22 protein-coding genes and 1 tRNA gene are annotated in these 19,452 nt (G+C 74.6%); 13 read left to right on the forward strand and 10 right to left on the reverse strand.

The annotated features are described in order from the left end of the window. Positions 1-12: 12 nt before the first annotated feature. Complete coding sequence (locus IPL61_35880) at positions 13-840, reverse strand: hypothetical protein (GenBank protein MBK9036574.1); 828 nt, start codon at positions 838-840, stop codon at positions 13-15. A gap of 278 nt (positions 841-1,118) precedes the next feature. On the opposite strand from IPL61_35880, the gene IPL61_35885 reads away from it, so the two are divergent. The 3 genes from IPL61_35885 (at position 1,119) to IPL61_35895 (ending at position 4,311) form a co-directional block, all read left to right on the forward strand. Then, complete coding sequence (locus tag IPL61_35885) at positions 1,119-2,855, forward strand: VCBS repeat-containing protein (protein MBK9036575.1); 1,737 nt, start codon at positions 1,119-1,121, stop codon at positions 2,853-2,855. Between the two features lie 230 nt (positions 2,856-3,085). Continuing rightward, positions 3,086-3,961, forward strand: a complete 876-nt coding sequence (locus IPL61_35890) for a YHYH protein (protein MBK9036576.1) — start codon at positions 3,086-3,088, stop codon at positions 3,959-3,961. Then, a complete protein-coding gene (locus IPL61_35895; protein MBK9036577.1) occupies positions 3,949-4,311 on the forward strand; it encodes a hypothetical protein in 363 nt (120 codons plus the stop codon). The genes IPL61_35890 and IPL61_35895 overlap by 13 nt, the downstream gene beginning before the upstream one ends. A gap of 117 nt (positions 4,312-4,428) precedes the next feature. Here the strand turns inward: IPL61_35895 and IPL61_35900 are convergent, their stop codons facing one another. Both IPL61_35900 and IPL61_35905 read right to left on the reverse strand, forming a co-directional pair. Continuing rightward, positions 4,429-4,989, reverse strand: coding sequence for a hypothetical protein (locus IPL61_35900; protein ID MBK9036578.1), 561 nt, complete (start codon positions 4,987-4,989; stop codon positions 4,429-4,431). 19 nt (positions 4,990-5,008) lie between these two features. Beyond that, positions 5,009-5,770: a noncanonical pyrimidine nucleotidase, YjjG family gene (locus IPL61_35905; protein ID MBK9036579.1), complete on the reverse strand. Its 762-nt coding sequence runs from the start codon at positions 5,768-5,770 to the stop codon at positions 5,009-5,011. 228 nt (positions 5,771-5,998) lie between these two features. Here IPL61_35905 and IPL61_35910 point away from each other — a divergent pair, with 228 nt between their 5' ends. Further along, complete coding sequence (locus IPL61_35910) at positions 5,999-6,820, forward strand: hypothetical protein (protein MBK9036580.1); 822 nt, start codon at positions 5,999-6,001, stop codon at positions 6,818-6,820. 146 nt (positions 6,821-6,966) lie between these two features. On the opposite strand, the gene IPL61_35915 is transcribed toward IPL61_35910, so the two are convergent. Then, entirely contained in the window at positions 6,967-7,446 is a 480-nt protein-coding gene (locus IPL61_35915; GenBank protein ID MBK9036581.1) for a hypothetical protein, read from the reverse strand. A 274-nt stretch (positions 7,447-7,720) separates the two neighbouring features. Here IPL61_35915 and IPL61_35920 point away from each other — a divergent pair, with 274 nt between their 5' ends. Then, a complete protein-coding gene (locus IPL61_35920; GenBank protein MBK9036582.1) occupies positions 7,721-8,245 on the forward strand; it encodes a hypothetical protein in 525 nt (174 codons plus the stop codon). 48 nt (positions 8,246-8,293) lie between these two features. Here IPL61_35920 and IPL61_35925 read toward each other — a convergent pair whose 3' ends face one another. Continuing rightward, positions 8,294-8,944, reverse strand: coding sequence for a hypothetical protein (locus tag IPL61_35925; protein MBK9036583.1), 651 nt, complete (start codon positions 8,942-8,944; stop codon positions 8,294-8,296). Positions 8,945-9,019: 75 nt separating this feature from the next. Between IPL61_35925 and IPL61_35930 the strand changes: the two genes are divergently transcribed. Further along, positions 9,020-9,877, forward strand: a complete 858-nt coding sequence (locus IPL61_35930; GenBank protein MBK9036584.1) for a LysR family transcriptional regulator — start codon at positions 9,020-9,022, stop codon at positions 9,875-9,877. A gap of 284 nt (positions 9,878-10,161) precedes the next feature. On the opposite strand, the gene IPL61_35935 is transcribed toward IPL61_35930, so the two are convergent. Continuing rightward, complete coding sequence (locus IPL61_35935; protein ID MBK9036585.1) at positions 10,162-10,758, reverse strand: hypothetical protein; 597 nt, start codon at positions 10,756-10,758, stop codon at positions 10,162-10,164. Between the two features lie 309 nt (positions 10,759-11,067). Between IPL61_35935 and IPL61_35940 the strand changes: the two genes are divergently transcribed. From IPL61_35940 to IPL61_35950, 3 genes are all read left to right on the forward strand, one after another. Next, positions 11,068-11,355 carry a hypothetical protein gene (locus IPL61_35940; protein ID MBK9036586.1) on the forward strand — a complete coding sequence of 96 codons (288 nt, stop codon included), beginning with the start codon at positions 11,068-11,070 and terminating at the stop codon, positions 11,353-11,355. 95 nt (positions 11,356-11,450) lie between these two features. Next, entirely contained in the window at positions 11,451-11,684 is a 234-nt protein-coding gene (locus tag IPL61_35945) for an addiction module protein (GenBank protein MBK9036587.1), read from the forward strand. Continuing rightward, positions 11,684-11,914: a hypothetical protein gene (locus IPL61_35950; GenBank protein ID MBK9036588.1), complete on the forward strand. Its 231-nt coding sequence runs from the start codon at positions 11,684-11,686 to the stop codon at positions 11,912-11,914. The genes IPL61_35945 and IPL61_35950 overlap by 1 nt, the downstream gene beginning before the upstream one ends. Positions 11,915-12,169: 255 nt before the next feature. On the opposite strand, the gene IPL61_35955 is transcribed toward IPL61_35950, so the two are convergent. From IPL61_35955 to IPL61_35970, 4 genes are all read right to left on the reverse strand, one after another. Further along, positions 12,170-12,241, reverse strand: a tRNA-Gly gene (locus tag IPL61_35955). Between the two features lie 34 nt (positions 12,242-12,275). Next, entirely contained in the window at positions 12,276-12,701 is a 426-nt protein-coding gene (locus IPL61_35960) for a winged helix-turn-helix transcriptional regulator (protein ID MBK9036589.1), read from the reverse strand. Between the two features lie 109 nt (positions 12,702-12,810). Beyond that, a complete protein-coding gene (locus tag IPL61_35965) occupies positions 12,811-13,185 on the reverse strand; it encodes a cupin domain-containing protein (GenBank protein ID MBK9036590.1) in 375 nt (124 codons plus the stop codon). Positions 13,186-13,239: 54 nt separating this feature from the next. After that, a complete protein-coding gene (locus IPL61_35970) occupies positions 13,240-14,280 on the reverse strand; it encodes a sigma-70 family RNA polymerase sigma factor (protein ID MBK9036591.1) in 1,041 nt (346 codons plus the stop codon). A gap of 94 nt (positions 14,281-14,374) precedes the next feature. Here IPL61_35970 and IPL61_35975 point away from each other — a divergent pair, with 94 nt between their 5' ends. Genes IPL61_35975 through IPL61_35990 form a run of 4 tightly spaced genes read left to right on the forward strand, consistent with a single transcriptional unit; the run spans position 14,375 to position 19,372 of the window. Continuing rightward, a complete protein-coding gene (locus IPL61_35975) occupies positions 14,375-14,992 on the forward strand; it encodes a hypothetical protein (protein MBK9036592.1) in 618 nt (205 codons plus the stop codon). After that, the gene (locus IPL61_35980; GenBank protein ID MBK9036593.1) at positions 14,887-16,131 is read left to right on the forward strand and encodes a hypothetical protein; all 1,245 of its coding nucleotides are present in this window, start codon (positions 14,887-14,889) and stop codon (positions 16,129-16,131) included. The genes IPL61_35975 and IPL61_35980 overlap by 106 nt, the downstream gene beginning before the upstream one ends. 32 nt (positions 16,132-16,163) lie before the next feature. Beyond that, complete coding sequence (locus IPL61_35985) at positions 16,164-16,484, forward strand: zf-HC2 domain-containing protein (GenBank protein ID MBK9036594.1); 321 nt, start codon at positions 16,164-16,166, stop codon at positions 16,482-16,484. Continuing rightward, complete coding sequence (locus IPL61_35990) at positions 16,400-19,372, forward strand: serine/threonine protein kinase (protein ID MBK9036595.1); 2,973 nt, start codon at positions 16,400-16,402, stop codon at positions 19,370-19,372. The genes IPL61_35985 and IPL61_35990 overlap by 85 nt, the downstream gene beginning before the upstream one ends. Positions 19,373-19,452: the final 80 nt, after the last annotated feature.

Below are 19,452 nucleotides of genomic sequence, written 5' to 3' on the forward strand. Positions count from 1 at the left end.
ATCACCGCCGCCTCAGCCCGGCCAGCTCGCGCAGTCCTCGACGATCGACGCGTCGAACTTCACCGACCAGTTGAAGATGAAGCCGTTGTCGATGCCCCAGCGATCCTCGACGCGCAGCGTCCAGTTGCCGTTGAGCGGGCAGCCGACGAACGCGGTCAGCGGCTGCGACGACTGGTAGTCGCCGGCCGGGAGCGTGCCGACGTTGTTGGCGTTGGCGTACGGGATCCACGGCAGGTTGGTCGCGGTCGGGGTCCAGCAGTAGTCCCAGCCCACGCCGGGCGTCGGGCCGTCGTCCGGCAGCGGCTGGCCCAGCAGCACCTCGCCGCCAGAGTGGCCCTCGAAGTCCGAGAGCATCACGCGCGTGCCGTTCGGGCACTGCGCGTAGATCACCAGGTCGCGCATCCAGGTGTGCTCCATGTTGACGCACACGCCGAGCAGCTTCGAGACGTCGTTGAGGGTCTGGCCGTTGCTGAAGCCCGTGAAGTTGAGCTGGCTCTCGTAGCCGTCGCAGGGGAGGGTCTCGTCCTCGGGGCACGCGCCGTCGGGCAGCACCAGCGAGCCGGCCTGCTCCTCGAGCGTGCCGCAGTTCGGGTTCGAGCACGCGGGGTCGCTCGAGCAGTCCGCGTCGTCGCAGTCGCCGATGTTGTCGCAGTCGTCGTCGATCCCGTTGTTGCAGATCTCGGGCACCGGGTTGGCGCAGTTGGGGTTGTTCGCCGCGTCGACGCCGGTGCCGTCGTCGTCGTCATCGCTGCCGCCTGCCGCCGGGCCACACGCCGCCACCGCCATCGCCAGGAGCATCGCGGTCGAGATCTGAAGGAACGGGACGCGGACAAGCTTCACGGGGGACCTCATCGGGTTGGGGGCCGCGATGTCACCACAAACGCGCCGGTCCGCCTACATCAATTTTCACGACGCGCTGCGCCGCGCGGCGCAAGCTGCGGGGATCCCTGCGCGGCCGATGGGCGCCGCAGCGCGCGGCGCGTCCACCAGAGACCCAGCGCCGGTGCGCGACCACCCGTGCCGGCTCCGCACCACCCCGGAGCACCCTGACAGCGCGTGTGAGGTCCCGCGACCCGAGCCCCCCCGACGAGCGGGGCGATCGACCGTACTGTCCGCGGATGCGCCGACCGTCCCCGCGCCGCCCCGCCGCCGGGCTGATCGTCGCCGCGCTCGCCGGCCCCGCGGCCGCGGCGCCGCTGTTCGTCGAGCACACCGAGCGGCTCGGGCAGCCGCAGCCGTGCGCGACCAGCAACGAGGGCTGCTACTCGAACTACGTCGCGCTCGCCGACCTCGACGGCGACGGCGACCTCGACGCGGTGTTCGCGTCGGGTGGCGGCTACTACCGCGCCGGCACGACCGCGCCGATGGCGGTCTACGTCAACGACGGCGCCGGCGCGCTGACCGAGGTCGGCGCGACCGCGGTGGCCGGGTTCGCCGGGCGCCTGCGCCAGGTCGCGATCGGCGACGTCGACGGCGACGGCGACCTCGACCTGATCGCGCCCGACGCCTGGGCGCTGCAGCCCGACGCGGTGTTCATCAACAGCGGCGCCGGCCCGCTGCGGTTCGTCGAGGACGGCGCCGCGCGCCTCGGCACCAGCTCGCGCGCCGGCGCGGTGCGCCTCGGCGACCTCGACGGCGACGGCGACCTCGACCTGATCATCACCGACTGGGGCGACGCGCCGCCCGACGCCGCCAGCCGGGTGCTGGCCTACCACAACGACGGCACCGGCCACTTCGCCGAGGTCGCCGGCGCCGTGCCCCCGACCACGACCGGCGGCACCGGCACCGGCCCGATCGACGTCGATCTGTTCGACGCCGACGGCGACTTCGACCTCGATCTGATCGTGGCCAGCCGGGTCGGCGAGTCGCTCCTGTACCGCAACGACGGCCACGGCCAGTTCGCGGCCGCCGGCGCCGACCTGCCCGATCAGACCGGGCCCTACGTCTACGGCCCCGACGCCTGCGACGTCGACGGCGACGGCGATCTCGACCTGTGGCTCGACAACGGCGCCGCGCCGCTGCGCGAGCAGCTGCTGATCAACGACGGCGCCGGCCGCTTCACCGACGAGACCGCGGCCCGGGTCACCGGCGACCCGAGCGCCGACGACAACGAGGTCCAGTGCGTCGACGTCGATGACGACGGCGACCTCGACGCGATCGTCGCGTCGCTGTCGGGCGTCGAGCGCGTGCTCGTCAACGACGGGACCGGCCGGTTCGCCGCGGTCGCCGACGCGTTCCCGCCGGTCGACGACAGCACGCTCGGGCTCGACCTCGGGGACCTCGACGGCGACGGCCGCCTCGACGCGATCACCGCCCAGGGCGAGGGCGGCGCGTTCCTCAACCGCGTGTACCTGGGCGCCCCGGCCCAGGCGATCGACCGCCGCGGCCCGCGGGTGCGCGCCCTCGAGACCCAGGTCACGACCGTCGCCGGCGCCACCGCGCTGCGGTTCGCGCTGGTCGACCGCGCGACCTCCGACGTCGCGCTGCACCTGCGCGACGTCCACGTCACGATCGACGGCGGCGCGCCGATCGCCGCGCGCCCGATCGGCGGCGATCTCTACCGCGCGGTCACGACCGTCGCGCTGCCGGCGACGATCTCCGTCGTCATCACCGCGGTCGACGACCACGGCAACCAGACCGTCACCGCGCCGGCGCAGGTCGCGGTGCTCAGCGGCGGCGGCGGTGACGCCGGCCTCGACGCCGGCGCCGGGGGCCGCGATCCCGGCGGCTGCTGCGGCGCCCAGGGCCGGCCACCGTGGTCGGGGGGCGCGCTCGTCGCGCTCGTCGCCCTCGTCGCGCGCCGCGGCCGGCGGCGACCGGCGGCGGTGGCACGCCGCTCGCGGTCGACGCGATGATCGTCAACGTGTCGCGTGCAGCGCAACGCCGCCGCCACGATCGGGCCGGCCCTCGCGACCGCTGGCGTAGCCCGGCCGCGGTCGAACCAGCGCTGTGACGACTGTGGCGCCGGCGCTGCACTCCTGCGGACCCGGCCTGCAGGATCCGCAGGACGCGCGGTCGCCGCCGCGTGCACGGACGCCCACGACGTCGTCCGCCGCGGTCCGCCGGTTGCAGAGGCCATCACCCCATGCGCCGTCCTACCCTGCTCTTGTCCCCGCTCGTCCTCGCCCTCGCCTGCGGTGGTGACGACACCGCCGCCGGCCCCGACGCGACCTCCGACGTCCGGACCCTGGCGACCTGCACCACGTCGGTCGCCGCCGACGCGCCGGCGTTCTACCAGCGCTACTTCAAGTGCGTCACGATCACCCGCGGCGCCGCCAGCGTGACGATCACCACCGAGGACCTGCCGCCGCACCCGTCCTATTACTACGGCGACGCCAGCCCCAACTTCGCGGCGTTCGACACCTCGCGCGGGGCCGCGTACCACCCCAACCCCAACCAGCTCGCGCGCCAGGCCATCTCGATCACGATCCCCGACGCGCCGGCCTTCGCGGGCGTGCCGATCATCCCCGACCTGATCGACGCCACCGCCGGCACCAGCCCCGCCGAGTACGGGCTCGGACCCATCGGCGTCGCGATCGACTCGGTGGCGCTGTTCACCGGCACCGCCGCGCCTGGCGACGACATCGCCGCCGAGCGCTTCACGTTCGACGGCTACGAGGCCCACCCCGAGCAGCGCGGCACCTACCACTACCACCGCCCGACGCCGGGCCCGCTCGAGGTCCTGGCCGCGGCCGGCGACGTGACGACCACCGTGCCGGGCGACGCCGCGGTCGAGCTGTACGGGATCCTGTGCGACGGCACGGTCGTCCTGGGCTGCACCGAGCTCGACGGCGCCGCCCCGACCAGCCTCGACGCGCAGGGCGGCCACCTCGGCGAGCTCCGCGCCGGCGACGGCACCGCGTACTTCACCGACCGCTACCACGTCCACGTCTGCGCCGATCCGGCCCGCGGCCACGCGTTCACGCCCGAGATCCACTACTATGGCGCGTGCCCGCGTTGAACTCGACGGACGACCGCGACGACGCCCCCGTCGTCCTGGCGCGCACTGCCCAGGATCACCGGGTCCGCTTCAGCGCTCCGCCCGGGGCGCCGCCGGCACTGCGCCGGATCCTGGTCGCCGCGGTCCGCGCCCGGCTGGGCTGGCCGGCGCTGTCCGTCAGCCAGGACGAGGCCATCGCCGTCGCCCGCGTCGACGCGACCTCGAGCGGCTGGACCGCCAGCTTCAGCTACACGCTCGACCGCGACTTCACCAGTCAGTACGACCGCACCGAGACCCACCACGGCGCGTGCACGCTCCGCGCGGACGCGCCGGCCGCGGTGACCTGGGTCCCGCCCGACCCGCGCCCATGAGTCGCCGCGACGGCGACGCGCCCGGTCACGGGCACGCGGTCGGCGCCACCGCGTTGTGCGTGACGCGCTCCCACCTCGACGTGCAGGGCGCGAACCCGTCGGGGCCGCCGCCCCGCCTCAGGGCGCGAACACGTCGAGACCGGCGCCCCGCTGACCGGGCGTGCAGCCCAGCGCGTCCGCGGCGTCCGCGTGGAAGGCGCCGATCCACGCCGTCCAGCGCGGATCGCGCGCCACCGAGCTCGTCGGATACTCGACCATCGCGCTCACGCACCACCGGTCGGTGAACCACCACACGAACCAGTGACACGCGCCGAAGATGGCCGGGAAGCCGTCGGGGCCCGCCCACAGGTCGAGCTCGACGCAGACGCCCGCCCACGGCGACGCCGGCCAGGCCGTCAACACCTCGCGCATCGACGCACCGCCGGCGTCGGCGCGGTCCTCGACCGTCAACGCCTCGCCGCTCGGCACGACCTCGAGGTCGCTCGGCTGGACGCCGAGCTGGTCCCAGGCGCTCGCCGCCAGGCCGTGCACGTCCCGCCACACCAGCCGTCGGATCGCGCGGACCTCGCCGCGCCCGCGCGCGTGCTGGGCGATCCCGTCGAACAGCGCGGCCGGCCAGGTCGACCGGGCACCGCCGAGCGGCCCCACGAAGCGCAGTGTCTGGAAGGTGCCCGCCATGGACCGACGCGATCGCGGATCAGTCGAGCGCGGGCGCGGCGACCAGCGCGCGGACCTCGTCGAGGGCCGCGATCTCGTGGTCGATCAGCGCGCGATCGGCGGCCGCGCGCCGGTGCGGGTTGTACCAGCAGGTCGCGATGCCGTAGCGCCGACCGCCCTGGAGGTCGGAGGTGAGGCTGTCGCCGATCATCACCGCCGTGCTCGGCGCTGGCTCGCCGAGCTGCGCGAACGCCACGTCGAAGATCGCCGGCGCCGGCTTGGCGACGCCGACCTCCGACGACACCACGATCGCGTCGAAGTACTCGTCGAGCGCCAGGCGCGCCACCCGCGCGCGCTGCACCGCGGCCAGCCCGTTGGTCACCAGGGCCAGGGCGACGTGGGCGTGCCCGGCCAGCTCGGCCAGCAGCGCGCGCGCCCCTGGGTAGAGGTCGCCGGACGCCCCCATCCCGACGACGAAGGCGTCGGCGAGCACGCGCGGGTCGGCGTCGAGCTCGGCCGCGCTGACCAGCGCCTCGAACCGCCGCGCGTTGACCGCGCTCGTCGCCAGCTCGCCGCGCTCGACCGCGGCCCACAGCCCGCGATTGATCGCGCTGTACTGAGGGAAGTAGCGGTCCGGGTCGGCCACGCCCACCGCGGTGAGCGCGCCCGCGAACGCCTGGGCCTCCGACGTGTCGGAGTCGAACAGCGTGTGGTCGAGGTCGAACAGGATCGTCGTGTACATCGGCGGTGGGGCGGCAGTGTAGCGCGCGCCGGTCGGCGGCGCGGCGCCGACGACGTGCACCGCCGACGACCTCGACGCCTCGTCAGGTCGTGCCCGCGACCGCGCGGGGCAGGAGCCCGCGCGCGGCGCTTGCAGGGCGTCGCTCACCACGCGGCAGGGCCTGCGCGTACCGGAGCTCCGTCGACGCGCAAGCTGGCGTCGCGCCCTGGATCGTCGACCGGTACATCACTTGCAGATCAGCGCGTCATGCGGAACACCAGTGCGCGATCGTGCGCTGCCCTCATCGGAATGCTGACGGTGGTCGGGTTCCCCGCGGTCGCGGCCGCCGGCGCCTGGTACTACGAGTGGTCCTGTACGGGCAGGTGCGCACCCCACCAGCTAGCGATCAGCGGCCGCGAAGGCCCGTTCGCGTCGCGCGCGGACTGCGAGTACGCGCGCGACCACGACGGCCGCGCCGATGAGTTCGTCAGCGAGGGCAACCTCGGCGGTCTCGAGTTCTGCGAGGAGGTCCCGACCCCGGGCGGCGGCGGCGGCGTGGTCGTGACCGGCGGTGGCGCGCCCGCACCCAAGGTCAGGATGACCGCCCTCGAGCTGGGCGCCGCGGTCGGCCCCGGCTGGTCGGTGACCGGCGCGGACGGCATGCGCTCGAGCGGCGGCGCGACCCTCGGCGTCGAGCTCGACGCGCACAGCGGGCGGGACGGCGGCGGCGGCGCCATCCAGCTCGGCCTGTACCGCACGTCGCTCGAGTCCCCGCTCATGAGCGCCGACCCGCACGGCTTCATCGTCATGCCGTTCAGCGTCGGCCTGGTGCTGAGCCCGCGCGTCGCCGGCGGCGACACCTGGAGCGTGCGCGCCGATCTCGGCGGCAGCGTCGGCGGCCTGTTCCAGCTCTCCTGCGCCGACTGCGCCGGCGCGGTCTTCGATGAGACGGTGTCGTTCGGCTACACGCTCAAGGCCGGCGCCGACGTCTACCTGTCGCGCGACGGCGGCTTCAGCCTCGACGTGCTGTTCCCGCGCTGGTCGGTCGGCGCCGCGACGCCAGGCGATCTGCTGCTCGAGAGCCCGACCTGGATGATCCGCCTCGCGCTGCTGACGCGCCCGGCGCGCTGACCGGGCGCGCGCACGGGCGCTGGCGCGTGATCGGGCGTCGTGCGATCCATCGCCACGGCAGCGCCTGCGTGACCGGCCGTTCGACGACGCCGAGCTCGCGCAGGTCGACGAGGCCGCGGCCCCGACCGCGCTCGGCGCCTGAGGATTCAGGGCGTCGCCGGCGCGCCGCCCTCGAGCGTGTGGCAGTTCATGCACCCGAACTCGCCCTTGCCGGTCTCGGGCTCGAACGGCGTCATCTGGAGGAGCTCGATCATCATCGGCTCGACCTGCTCGCCCATGAACTTGGTCATGCGCGCGGCCTCGGCGTCCTGGCCGATCCAGGCCATGTACGCCTCCTTCGACGACGGCAGCGCCTTGATGTCGGGGTTGGGCATCTCGAACGAGCGGTCGTCCGCGCCGGGGCCGTGGCAGGTGCCGCAGTCCATGTCCTTGTACGCCTCGGCGTCGAAGGCCATGAACACCTCCTTGGCCTTGGGCATGACGACGTCCTCCATGAACTCGTGCCGCTGGTCGGCGTCCATGTCCCTCCACGCGACCGGCGCCGACGGCGCCGGCGCGGCCGGGTGAGACGAGCCGCCGCAGGCGGCGATGACAGCGAGCGGAGCGGCGAACAGCAGGGAGCGCATGCGGCCGTTCTACTCGCACCGTGGCGGTCCCTCAAGGCTGGGTCACGCGTTCGTGCGGGCCCCGAGCGGGTCCCGTCCGCGGCAGGCCGTCGCCGATCGGGCCGTCCGCGGCGGATCGCAGGCGCCGATCGCCCGCACCCAGACCCGCCGCCATCGCGCGGCGTGTCATCGCGCCATCGCGAGGTCCGATTCTGAAATCCGATCGAGGCTGATGCTACCGTTGCGCGTCACCGTCCATTCATCCGGTCGCCGACGCGGCCAGCGAGGATACCCAATGAAGGTCCACCGTTCGTTCTTGCTCACCCTGCTCGCGGTCATCGCCGTGCCCGCGGTCGCCGCGGCCGACAACGAGAAGGGCCCGAAGGTCCTCGGTGTGGACGGCGTCGCGGTGTTGCCGCTCGGCGACTACGGCGACTTCGCGGACTTCGCCGTCGGTGGCCTGCTGCGCTTCGAGCTGCCGCTCACCCCCGAGCTCGGCGTCAGCGTCCGCGCCGGCTACATCGCCGACGTCGGCACGCCCGCCATGGTCTCGACGTCGTACATCCCCTTCTACGTCGGCGCGCGCTACAACGTCGGCAGCGGCGGGCTGTTCGTCGCCGGCGAGATCGGCCTGACCGTCCTGCGCGCGTCGATCGGCAGCGCCAGCGACTCGGAGACCAAGCTCGGCGCCAACGTCGGCGCCGGCTACCAGAAGGGCAAGCTCAGCGGCCGCGTCTCGCTGTGGCTGCCCAGCCTCGGCGACAGCGGCGACGCCCAGGGCATCATGGCCAACGTCGGCATCGACATCCTGTCGCTGTAGCCGGCGGCCCGGCGGCCGCCAGCGCCACGCCAGGCCCGCGTCGCCGGCTCACGGCGCCCGGGCGGTCAACGTCGTCGGCGGCTGGGCGAACCGGGACGGCCCGAACAGCACCGCCTCCTCGTGGTTGCGGACCCACGGCGCGGCGCCGTCGTTCAGCTCGACGTCCTCGGTCAGGCGACCGTCCTCGTACTGGTAGCGCTGGGTGATCCGGTAGCGGTCGAACGGCGCGAACATGCTGACGTCGGCGTCGATCTCGAGCACCGCCTCGCGGAACTCGCCATCGCCGCGCCCGTGGCCGGCCCCCAGGGTCGAGCCGACGCGGTACGCGACCTCGCCGGCGGCGCCCGGGGCCAGCGCCAGGTGGAACAGGTAGACCTGCAGCCGCGGCCCGGCCGAGCCGTCGTAGTCCGGGTGGTAGCGGCGCATGGTCTTGACCGAGTCCCAGTGGTCGGCGTAGCGGCGCTGCTCGACCGAGAACTCGTAGTCGAAGGCCGGCGCGCGGTGCCAGCGACCGTCCGCGTAGCGCTCGGCGGCGCCGCGGCCGACCCACACCAGCGTGGCCAGCGGCGCGGGCGCGGGCGCCGCCGCCAGGGTCATGCCGGCCGGGGTGCGGGGCCGACCGTGGTGACAGGCCGCCGCGGCCAGCGCGGCAGCGACGACGAACGACGATGAGACGATGCGGGCGAGGTGGAGGGTCATGGGCCCACCTTGCGGCCGCGGACCGCGGACAACAATCCGTCGATCGGGCACGTCATTGGTGCCAGAATCACATCAATGGACTTGAACCACCTCCAGGTCTTCGCGCGGGTCGCCCAGGCCCGCTCGTTCACCGTCGCCGCCCGCGGCCTCGGCGTCGACCGGACCCGGGTCAGCCGGGTCATCGGCGCGCTCGAGCGCGAGCTGGGCGTGCGCCTGTTCGTGCGCACGACCCGCAGCGTGCGGCCGACGCCCGAGGGCGAGGCGCTGGCCCGCCGGGTGGTCGCGCCGCTGGGTGAGCTCGAGGCCGCGGTCGCCGCGGCCCCCGCGGCGCAGGCCGTCGCCAGCGGCGTGGTGACGTTGACGACGACCCACGAGATCGGGCGCACGCTGGTGGCGCCGCTGCTGCCGCGGTTCCGCGCCCAGTTCCCGGCCGTGCAGCTCCAGCTCGAGCTGACCGACCAGGTGGTCGCGTTCACGCGCGGCGTCGACCTCGCGCTGCGCCTCGGCCGCCCCGGCGCCGGCAGCCTCGTGGCGCGCCGGCTGCGCGCGCTGACCGCCGGCTTCTTCGCCAGCCCCGGCTACCTCGCGCGCCGCGGCACGCCGCGCACCGCCGCCGAGTTCACCAGCCACGAGGTGATGTGGCCCATGGTCCGCGGCGTCCGCACCTTCGCGCCCGCCGGGCGCCCGCGCCCACCCTCGATCGCGTGCGCCGACTTCACGACCCTCGCCGAGCTCGCCTGCGCCGACGGCGGCATCGCGCTGCTGCCCACGTTCGTCGCCGCCCGCCCCGTCGCCCGCGGCGAGCTGGTCCGCGTCGTCCCCGGCTACGCCCTCGCGTCGGCGCCGCTCTACCTCGTGTCCGCGCCCGTCGCGCAGCTCCCCGCCCGCGTCCGCGCGCTGCGGGACATGCTGGCAGCGGAGCTGGCCGGGTGAGGGTGACGGGCGGAGCGCGTTGGCGTGCGGACCCGGTCGCGGGCGCGCGCCACCGGAAACCCGAACGCTGTGCATCGGGAGCTCGAACGAAAGCGACCGGCTGAGAGCGATCTCAGCCGGCCAACATGCGTCGCGCTGCTTCGCGCGGGGCAAGGGATTCGAACCTCGACGTTCAGCGCGGGAAGCTCGGGAGGTGGGTCCAGCGATCATCAAGTTCGCGAGATCACACCGCCCGCAAAGCCGGATCGCGCCCGGACGCGTCACCTCCCCGCACGCGATCAGTGCTACTGCACGATGCGCTTGACGACCTGGGTCACCTCGACGAGCGGCCGGAACCCTTTCGACGGCGGATCTGCTGGGAGGTCAGCGAAGTCCACCGCGCCCAGCGACGTACCCGCGACGAACTCGCCGAGCGCGTCGTCGAGCAGGATGAAGACCGCCCCGGCGAGCTGCTGGTGGTTCTCCTCCGTCATCCCGCGAACGCCGAGAACGAGGTTCGTTCGTCCTCCGTCGTTGCTCGATTGGAACCAGATGTCTTCGTACGACAGCTTCACGTCGCCCATCTCGATGGTGCCGGTCATCGGTCCGGGTTGTCGAAACGCTGTGATCTTCCAGCCCGCGAGCGAGGGCGCGGCGTTCACGATGTCGATGACGGTCCCGAACAGCCCCGGGCGGCCATCCGCGCTGATCACGAGCTCGTTCGCGCGCCCGTCGGCCATCACGAACTCGTACACGATGCCGTCCTCGATCGCCGACAGCAGCCTCCCCAATTTCTCGATCGCGCGCGGATCGAGAGAGCGAGGATCGCGGAAGGTCTCTCCATGTTTTCGGAACCAGGACCAGAGCTCGTCGGTGGGGTTCTTCTTGCCGAATGGCCACATGGCCGGGAGAAACTACCGCATCCACCGATCCAGGTCAGGTCCCGTGCGCCGGCGACCGGCTCGGCACGCGGAACGCCGTTTGGCAACGTCGCCCCGGGCGCGCTCGACCGGGAAGGTCTCGAGGTGGGTGACGATGCCCTGCACCGCGCGCAGCTGCGAGAGCACGTCGTCGCTGTCGAAGACCGCGCGGATGTAGCGGCCGACGTCCTCGCCATTGCGTCGGCTCGCTGCTCCCAGAAGACGCGTCCCCGATCGCGCAGCTCAGCGCGCAGCGCCGCCGAGTTCACCAGCCACGAGGTGATGTGGCCCATGGTCCGCGGCGTCCGCACCTTCGCGCCCGCCGGCCGCCCCCGCCCGCCCTCGATCGCGTGCGCCGACTTCACGACCCTCGCCGAGCTCGCCTGCGCCGACGGCGGCATCGCGCTCCTGCCCACGTTCGTCGCCGCCCGCCCCGTCGCCCGCGGCGACCTCGTCCGCGTCGTCCCCGGCTACGCGCTCGCGTCGGCGCCGCTCTACCTCGTGTCAGCGCCCGTCGCACAGCTCCCCGCCCGCGTCCGCGCGCTGCGCGACATGCTCGCCGCCAAGCTGGCCGGGTGAGGATGGCTGGCGGAGCGCGTCGTCTCGCGTCGTCTCGCAGCGTCGCGCCTGCGGTGGGACCTTCGGTGGGACCGGGATCCTGCTAGGATCTGCCCGTGAGCACGGCGCCGAAGCTCCTCGATCAGGCCCTCGCCCTCTCCGAGGACGAGCGGCTGACCCTCGCGTCGGAGCTGATCGCGAGCGTCGACGGGCCCGCGGATAGCGGGTGGGACGAAGCGTGGCAGGCCGAGCTGGTTCGTCGCGAGGCGGCTGCGGCCGCGCGCACCGAACCCGCGCCCGAGTGGTCCGCCGTTCGAGCACGGATCCTCGCGAAGCTAGCGACCCAGTAGTGCGCCTGCTCCGGGTTCGGCCCGAGGCCGAAGACGAGTTGCTGGCTGCGGCCCAATGGTACGAAGCGCGCAAGCTTGGACTCGGCGCTGAGCTCGTCGCCGCGATCGACGAAGTGTTCGAGCGCATCGGCGAGTCGCCGTTTCGCCGCGCCGATCTGGCGACCCGGCATTCCCCACCGTTTCCGTCCGGTGCGTCGGTTCCCCTACGTTGTCTTCTTCATCGTCGATGACGTCTCCGTCGAGGTGGTCGCGATTGCGCACGGGAAGCGCTGGCCCGGCTACTGGCGACAGCGCTGAGATCGACGCGTGGACGATCCGATCATCGCGCGCGATGTCCCGCACGCCTCGACCGCGACTTGCGGGGCCGTATTCGACCAGGCGCGAGCGCGACGGGCAGCGTGCAGGTGGAACCTGAGGCGGAACCGCGGAAGAGGCGCTCGCCCACCTCGATCTCGCAACCCCTGCGCGCTGCTCGCGAACCTTCGAGCGGGATAAGGGATTCGAACCCTCGACGTTCAGCTTGGGAAGCTGACACTCTACCACTGAGTTAATCCCGCAGCGGGGCCGACTCTATCGCGCCGCCGTCGGCAGTCAAGCGGGCGGTGCGTAAGTCGGTGGCGGCGGGCGGCGATGCCGAGCGGCCGCCGCGGCGGTGGCACCTACCGCGTCGGGCGGAGCGGCGGGAGGGCGCCGTCGTGGCGGAGGCGGACGGCGCGCTCGAGGTCGCGGCGGAGGGCGGTGAGGCGGGGGCGCCGATGCGGGCGGCCCACTCGGCCTCGAGCTCGGTGTAGATCGACTCGACGGCGGCCGCGAGGCGGCGGCCGCGGGCGTCAGCGTCACGAGCTTGGCGCGGGCGTCGTCGGGGCTGGGCGTGAGCGCGACGTAGCCGCGGGCGCGGACGGTGGCGACCAGCTTCGAGGCGGCCTGCTTACTGCCGCCCATCAGCGCGGCGACGTCGGTGATGGTCGATCGCGCCTGCGCGGCCTCGAGCAGGATGAACCCGAACGACGGGCGCACGTCGGTGTAGCCGCGAGCGCGGAGCGCGCGTGCAGATCGTCGACGAGCGTGCCGAAGGCCATGCCGAGGAGCCGGGCGAGGAACAGCGGCGGCGCGGTCGCGGCCACGGCTACTGGGCCCAGGGCGGCGTGAACACCTGGCCGTCGGCGCCGCGGGCCTGGCCGCCGACCGGCATGCAGCACATCAGCTCGACCGCCTCGGCCCCGGCGGCCTCGAGCTGGAAGCTGGTGTCGGGCGGCACGACGATGGCGTCGCCGGCGGCGGCGCTCGACTCGACGCCGCCGAGCACGACCCGCGCGGCGCCGGCGAGCACGACGAAGATCTCCTCGCGCGTCACCTGGTGCGGCACGCCGGGCGTGCCGGGCGCGAGCACGACGCGCCAGACGCTGGTCTCCTGGCTGCCGCGCCGGGGCGTGGCGAGCGAGGTGAAGGCCGCGTGCGGCAGCTGATGGGTCGGCGCGGTCGGGGTCGGGATCACGGGCATGGCGTCCTCCAGGATGGTCAACTGTATTGACCATATTCCGGGCGGCGCCATTGGTCAACATGATTGACCATTGTGAGGCCCCCGGAGCCGGAGCCGGAGCCGGAGCCGGAGCCGGAGCCGGAGCCGGAGCCGGAGCCGGAGCCGGAGCCGGAGCCGGAGCCGGAGCCGGAGCCGGAGCCGCCGCTCACCCGCCGCGGTCGGTCGACGCGAGCAACCCGGACAGGCTGACGTCGAGGCGGCTGCCGATGAGCGTCCTGATGCTCTCGAACTCGTCGCGATCGACGCCGAGGCGCGGGCCATGAACGCGCGGCGGATGGCGGCGTGGAGCTCGTCGCGGATGCGGGTCAGGGTGCGCGACATGCTGACCCGGTGCAGGCCGTAGAGCGCGGCGAGGGCCTCGACGTCGAGGCCGTCGAGGTAGCGGTGGCGCAGGATGTTGCGCGCGCGGGGCGCGAGGCTGGCGAGGGCCTCGGCGAACGCGGCGCGGAAGTCGGCGCGGTAGCGACGCTTGAGGAACCCGAGCTCGGGATCGTCGCCGGCGCCGGCGAGGTCGGCGAGGTCGTGATCGCCGCCGGGCCGCGCAGGGCGGGCGGCCCGCGCGCGCAGCTCGTCGAGCAAGATCCGCGTCGACGCCATCCGCACCCAGGCCCGGAGCTCGCCGCGCCCCTGGTACGTGGCCACCCGCGGCGGTCGATCGTCAGCGACGAACAGCTTCGCGCGCACCGCCTGGCGGAGCTCGCCGCGATCGAGCGGCGCGTCCCGGACCCGGCCCCAGGCCGCGTCGACCTCGTCGAACAGCGCGGCCTCGAAGCGCTCGATCGCGGTGGCGACGCCGCGCGCGCAGGCCCGGGCCAGGGCCAGGTCGGCGGGGCGCAGCGAGCCCAGGATCTCGTCGGGGCCGGGATCGAGCGGGACCCGCGCGGCGACGTACGCCAGCAGGTCGGCGGCGTCGTCGACGAGGTCGGGCCACGCCGCGCGGGCGACCGCGACCAGGTCGGCGAGGCGCGCGGCCAGGTCCGGCACCTCGGCCCAGCGATCCCGGATCGCAGGATCGAGCGCGGCGAGGAACCCGGCGACGTCAGGACGGCTGCTCACGACCCCTCCACACCCAAGCCTATCGCGGGGATGCGCGCTCGGCGGGTCGTGCAAAGAAAAACGCTACGCCCGGGGCGACGGCCGTCCGGGGAGCATGCGTCACCGCCTCGCCTTTCTTCTCTGCCTGGTCCCGGCGCTCGCCGGCCTGTACGCGACCGCCCTCGCCCAGAAGGGTCAGCCCGATCCGGGCGCGCCGTCGTGGAACGATCCGCTCGCGCCCGGCGTCGAGACCGTCAAGCCGATGGCCCCGACCTGGTGCGCCGGCTACAAGCCGCGGCCGTGGCTGCCCGCCAGCATCCCGTACGACGAGCTCCAGCGCAGCGGCTACTCGGAGGACCTGCTGCAGCAGATCGCCGCCCTGGCCTGCGATCGCCCCGACGACGCCGCCCGCCAGCAGTGGATCGCGTTCTACCGCCAGGGCTGGCTCAACATCGTCGGCACCACCGAGCGCGAGGATCGCGAGGCGATGGCCGCCCGCCCGCAGCTGCGCGACGCCCAGAAGGTCACGACCGCCGAGTGCAAGCCGCTGTGGGGGCAGCAAGGCCGACGCGCCGGCCGAGCGCCTGTTCAAGCTGTTCCGCGCCCAGGCGATCGGCTGCTCGGGGGTTGCCGGCCGAGGTCGGCTACGGCACCGATGGCGGCGCCGAGATGGGCGCCGCCAGCTACTGGATCGACCGCGCCGCCGAGCCGCCCGACGAGCTGGTGCGGCTGACCTGGGTGCTGCGCTGCCTCAACCCGGGCGCCAGCAGCATCGACCCGGCGACCGCCGACCGCGCGCTCGGGCGCTGGGCCGTGTGCGGCCACGACGCCGTCAAGCTCGACCGCCGCGCGTTCGACCGCGCCGTCGACGCGCTGAAGCTGAGCCCGCTCGCGCGGGTCCGGGCCCGCGAGATGTTCGCGTACACGCGCAAGCTCCTGACCAGCTACCAGGCCGGGTGGAAGGCCCTGGTCAGCACCGACCCCGCCTACGCGCGCATCCTCGAGACGCCAGCCCAGGGCTTCGCCGCCTGGGTGAAGCTGCGCGCCACGAACAAGGCCGCGCTCGATCAAGCGTTCGCGATGGAGGACGCGTTCCGCGACGCCGACCCGCGCACGCTCACGACCTGCGGCGAGACCCTGCGCGAGGCGCTGCAGCAGCACGTCGCGAGCCGCGCGCCGACGACCAAGGACGACGTCGTCGACGCGGTCAACGACGACGTCGGCCAGCCGCTGCTCAAGGCCCTGGTCGCGTGCGACTCGATGCAGGGCCGCCACGCGCTCGCCGACACCGAGCACAAGCTCCTCGGGCTGGGCCGCAGCCGCCGCGGCCCGCGCACCGCCGCGTTCTGGGCGACGCTCGACGTCGTCAGCGAGATCGCGGCCGAGAAGTTCCGGTTCCCGGTCCAGCCCGGCACCTTCGGCGGGCCGCTGCCGGCGATCGATCGCGACCACGACTGGATGGTCAAGGCGTGGGAGGCCACCTTCAACCAGATCAACTGGGACCGCGATCAGAAGGGCCAGGTCGCGAAGGTCGTGGCCAAGGGCGACGGCGTCGTGGTCAGCTTCAAGACCGTGTCGTGGAAGGAGCCGGTGTGGAGCTGCAAGGAGACCAACCGCGTCAACCGCATCCTGCCCGACGGCCGGGTCGAGTACCGCGAGAGCTGCGTGGCCAAGGGCACGCAGACCGTCAAGAACACGCCGCGCACCGCGTGGATCCGCAAGGACCTCGCGAGCGGCATCAAGCCGGGCGTGTTCATGAGCATGCGCCTCGACCTCAAGCCCGACCCCGCGCAGGGCTTCCCGCTCGAGGTCCACGCCGACCAGGCCCAGACCAAGCTCCGGGCGTACTGGGGCTTCCCGGTGGCCAGGTGAGCGGCGCGCGGGCGCGGTAGGCTGGCGGCGCGATGATGTGCCCCGACGACAACCGCCTGGTCGAGTTCGTCGCCGGGCTGTTGCCTCCGGACGCCAGCCGCGCGCTCGACGATCACGTCGACGGGTGCCCGCGCTGTCGCGAGCTGCTGGCGCTGTACGCGCCGGCGCCGACGGCGGCGGCGGACGAGCCCGCCGGCGGCTGCGCCCGGCCGAGGTCGACGAGCCCGAGGCGCGACCCGCCCGACCGCCGGGGCTGCCCGAGCGCTACGTGCTGCTCGACGTGGTCGGCGCCGGCGCGATGGCGGTGGTGTACGCCGCGTACGATCGCGAGCTCGATCGCAAGATCGCGCTGAAGGTCCTGCGCGAGGGCGGCGCCGACGCCCCCCGCGACGCCGAGCGCACCGCGCGGCTGCGGCGCGAGGCCCAGGCGATGGCGCGCCTCGCGCACCCCAACGTGCTGCCGGTCCATGACGTCGGCACCGTCGGCGACCGCGTCTACCTGACCGCCGAGCTGGTCGCGGGCTCGACGCTGGCGGCGTGGCTCGGCGCGGGCCGCGACTGGCGCGCGATCGTCGGCGTGTTCGTCCAGGCGGGGCGCGGCCTGGCCGCTGCGCACGCCGCCGGCGTCGCGCACCGCGACGTCAAGCCCAGCAACATCCTCGTCGGCGACGACGGTCGGGTCCGGGTCGCCGACTTCGGGCTGGCGCGCACCGCCGCGCTGGCGCAGGGCGACGAGCGCGACGAGCGCGACGAGCGCGACGAGCGCAACGAGCGCGACGAGCGCGATGGTGCGCGCGATGGCGCGCGCGATGGTGCGCGCGATGGCGCGCGGGCCGGCGACCGCGATGGCGCGCGGGCCGGCGACCGCGACGACGCGCGGGCCGGCGATCGCGACAGCCATGACAACGTCGCCGCGCCCGGGCGCGCGGTCGCGATCGATCCGTCGGGCGGGCTCGACCCGGCCTCGACCCGCACCGGCCAGCTGATCGGCACGCCGGCGTACATGGCGCCCGAGCAGCTCGCGGCCGTCAGCACCGGCGACGCGCGCAGCGATCAGTACGGCTTCTGCGTGGCGCTGTTCGAGGCGCTCGACGGGCGCCGACCGTACCTCGCGACCACCGTGCCCGACCTGCTCGCCGCGATGACCGGGCCGGTGCCGCGGCTGCGCGCGGCGGTGCCGGCGACGATCGAGCGCCGCCTGCGGCGGACGCTCGAGCGCGGGCTGGCCCACGCGCCCGCCGACCGCTACCCGGACATGACCGCGCTGGTCGACGAGCTCGAGGCCACGCTGCGGCCGCGGCGACGACGGTGGGCGCTGATCGCCGCGGCGCCGGTGGCCGCGCTCGCGCTCGTGCTGGTCGTGGGTCGCGGCGCGCCGGCGAGCGCGGCGTGTCACGTCGACGCCGAGCTGGCGACGGTGTGGCACCCGGACGCGCGGACCGCGCTCGCGGCCGCGTTCGCCGCCAGCGGGCACCCCGACGGCGCGGCGATCGCCCAGCGCACGATCGCGCGGCTCGACGGCTACGCCGCGGGCTGGATCGCGATGCGCGCCGACGCCTGCCGCGCGACCCACGTGCGCCGGACCCAGTCGGCCGCCGCGCTCGACCTGCGCACCCGCTGCCTCGACGATCGCCGCGCCGAGCTGGCGGCGCTGGTCACCGCGTTCGCCCGCGCCGACCGCGCCCTGGTCGCGCGCGCGCTCGAGGCCGCCGGCGCGATCACGCCGGTCGATGGCTGCGCCGATCTCGCGCGCCTGATGGCGCCGATCCCGCCGCCGACCGACGGCGCCGTCCGCGCCCGCGTCGACGCCGCGCGCGATCAGCTCGCCGGGGCGACCGGCCTGGGCCGCGCCGGTCGCTACGCCGACGGCCTCGCCCGCGCGACCGCCGCGGCCACCGCCGCCCAGGCCACCGGCTACGCGCCGGTGATCGCCGAGGCGCTGTTCCGGCGCGGCCAGCTCGAGGGCGCGGTCGGGCGCAACCAGGACGCGATCACCACGCTCGAACAGGCGGTCACCGCGGGCGCGGCCGCCCATGACGACGCGCTGGTCGCGCGCAGCTGGACCGCCCTGGTCGAGATCGTCGGGCACCGGCTCGCGCGCCACGACGACGGCTTGCTGCTGGCGCGGGCGGCCGAGGCCGCGGTGATCCGCGCCGGCGACGATCCGCTGCTGCGCGCGGACCTCCACCAGATGCGCGGGCTGGTGCGGCGCGGCCAGGCCCGCTACGCCGACGCCCAGGACGAGTTCGCGCAGGCGCTCGCGCTGCGGCGCGGCGCCCTGCCCGCCGACGATCCCCAGGTGGCCCAGGCGATCCACGACGTGGCCGAGCTCGAGCGCATGCAGGGCGCGCTCGACCTTGCCCGCGTCCACCACGAGGAGGCCCTGGCCGCCCGTGAGCGCGCGCTTGGCGCCGACCACCCGCTGGTCGCGGTCTCCCACGTGAACCTCGGCCACGTCCACTACGCCCTGGGCGAGCTCGCGCCGGCGCGGCGCCACTACCAGGCCGCGCTGGCGATCATCGAGCGCTCGCTGCCGCCCGAGCACGTCGAGCGAGGCAACGCGCTCATGTCGCTGGGCGCGGTCGCGCTGGCCGAGGGCGACGACGCCCAGGCCGTGGCCAGCTTCACGCAGGCCGGCGCGATCTACCGCGCCGCGCTGGGCGAGCAGCACCCGCTGCTCGCGATGGTCGAGAACAACCTCGGCGACGCCGCCCGGCGCGGCGGCGACCTGGCCGGCGCCCGCGCGCACCTCGAGCGGGCGCTCGCGATCCGACAGGCCAACGGCGGCAGCGACGAACGCGGCATCGCGACCGTGCTGTCCAACCTCGGCGACATCCTGCGGCTGTCCGGAGACCGGACCGGGGCCCGGGCCCGCTACCAGGAGTCGCGCGCGCTGTTCGAGCGCATCCTCGGGCCGGACGGCGACATGGTCGCGTACCCGCTGATGGGGCTGGCGCAGCTCGATCTCGCGCGCGACCCGGCCGCGGCGGTCGCCTGGCTCGAGCGCGCGCTGGCGATCCGCGAGGCGTCCGCGTCGGCGCCGTACGAGCTGGCCGAGACCCGCGACCTGCTGGCGCGCGCGCTGTGGCGCGCGCAGCCCACCGCCCGGGCGCGGGCCCGGACCCTGGCCGACGCGGCGATCACCGACTACGCGCGCAGCGACGGCGGCGACGAGATCGCGGCGCTGCGGGCCTGGCTGGCGGCGCCGAGCGCCCCGCGCGTCGCGCGCCCGGTCCGCTGATCTGCCGCGGCGTCAGGCGCCGAGCGCCCCGCGCGTCGCGCGCCCGGTCCGGTGATCTGCCGCGGCGTCCGGCGCCAGGC

The organism is Myxococcales bacterium (assembly GCA_016717005.1).
GTDB lineage: Bacteria > Myxococcota_A > Polyangia > Haliangiales > Haliangiaceae > UBA2376.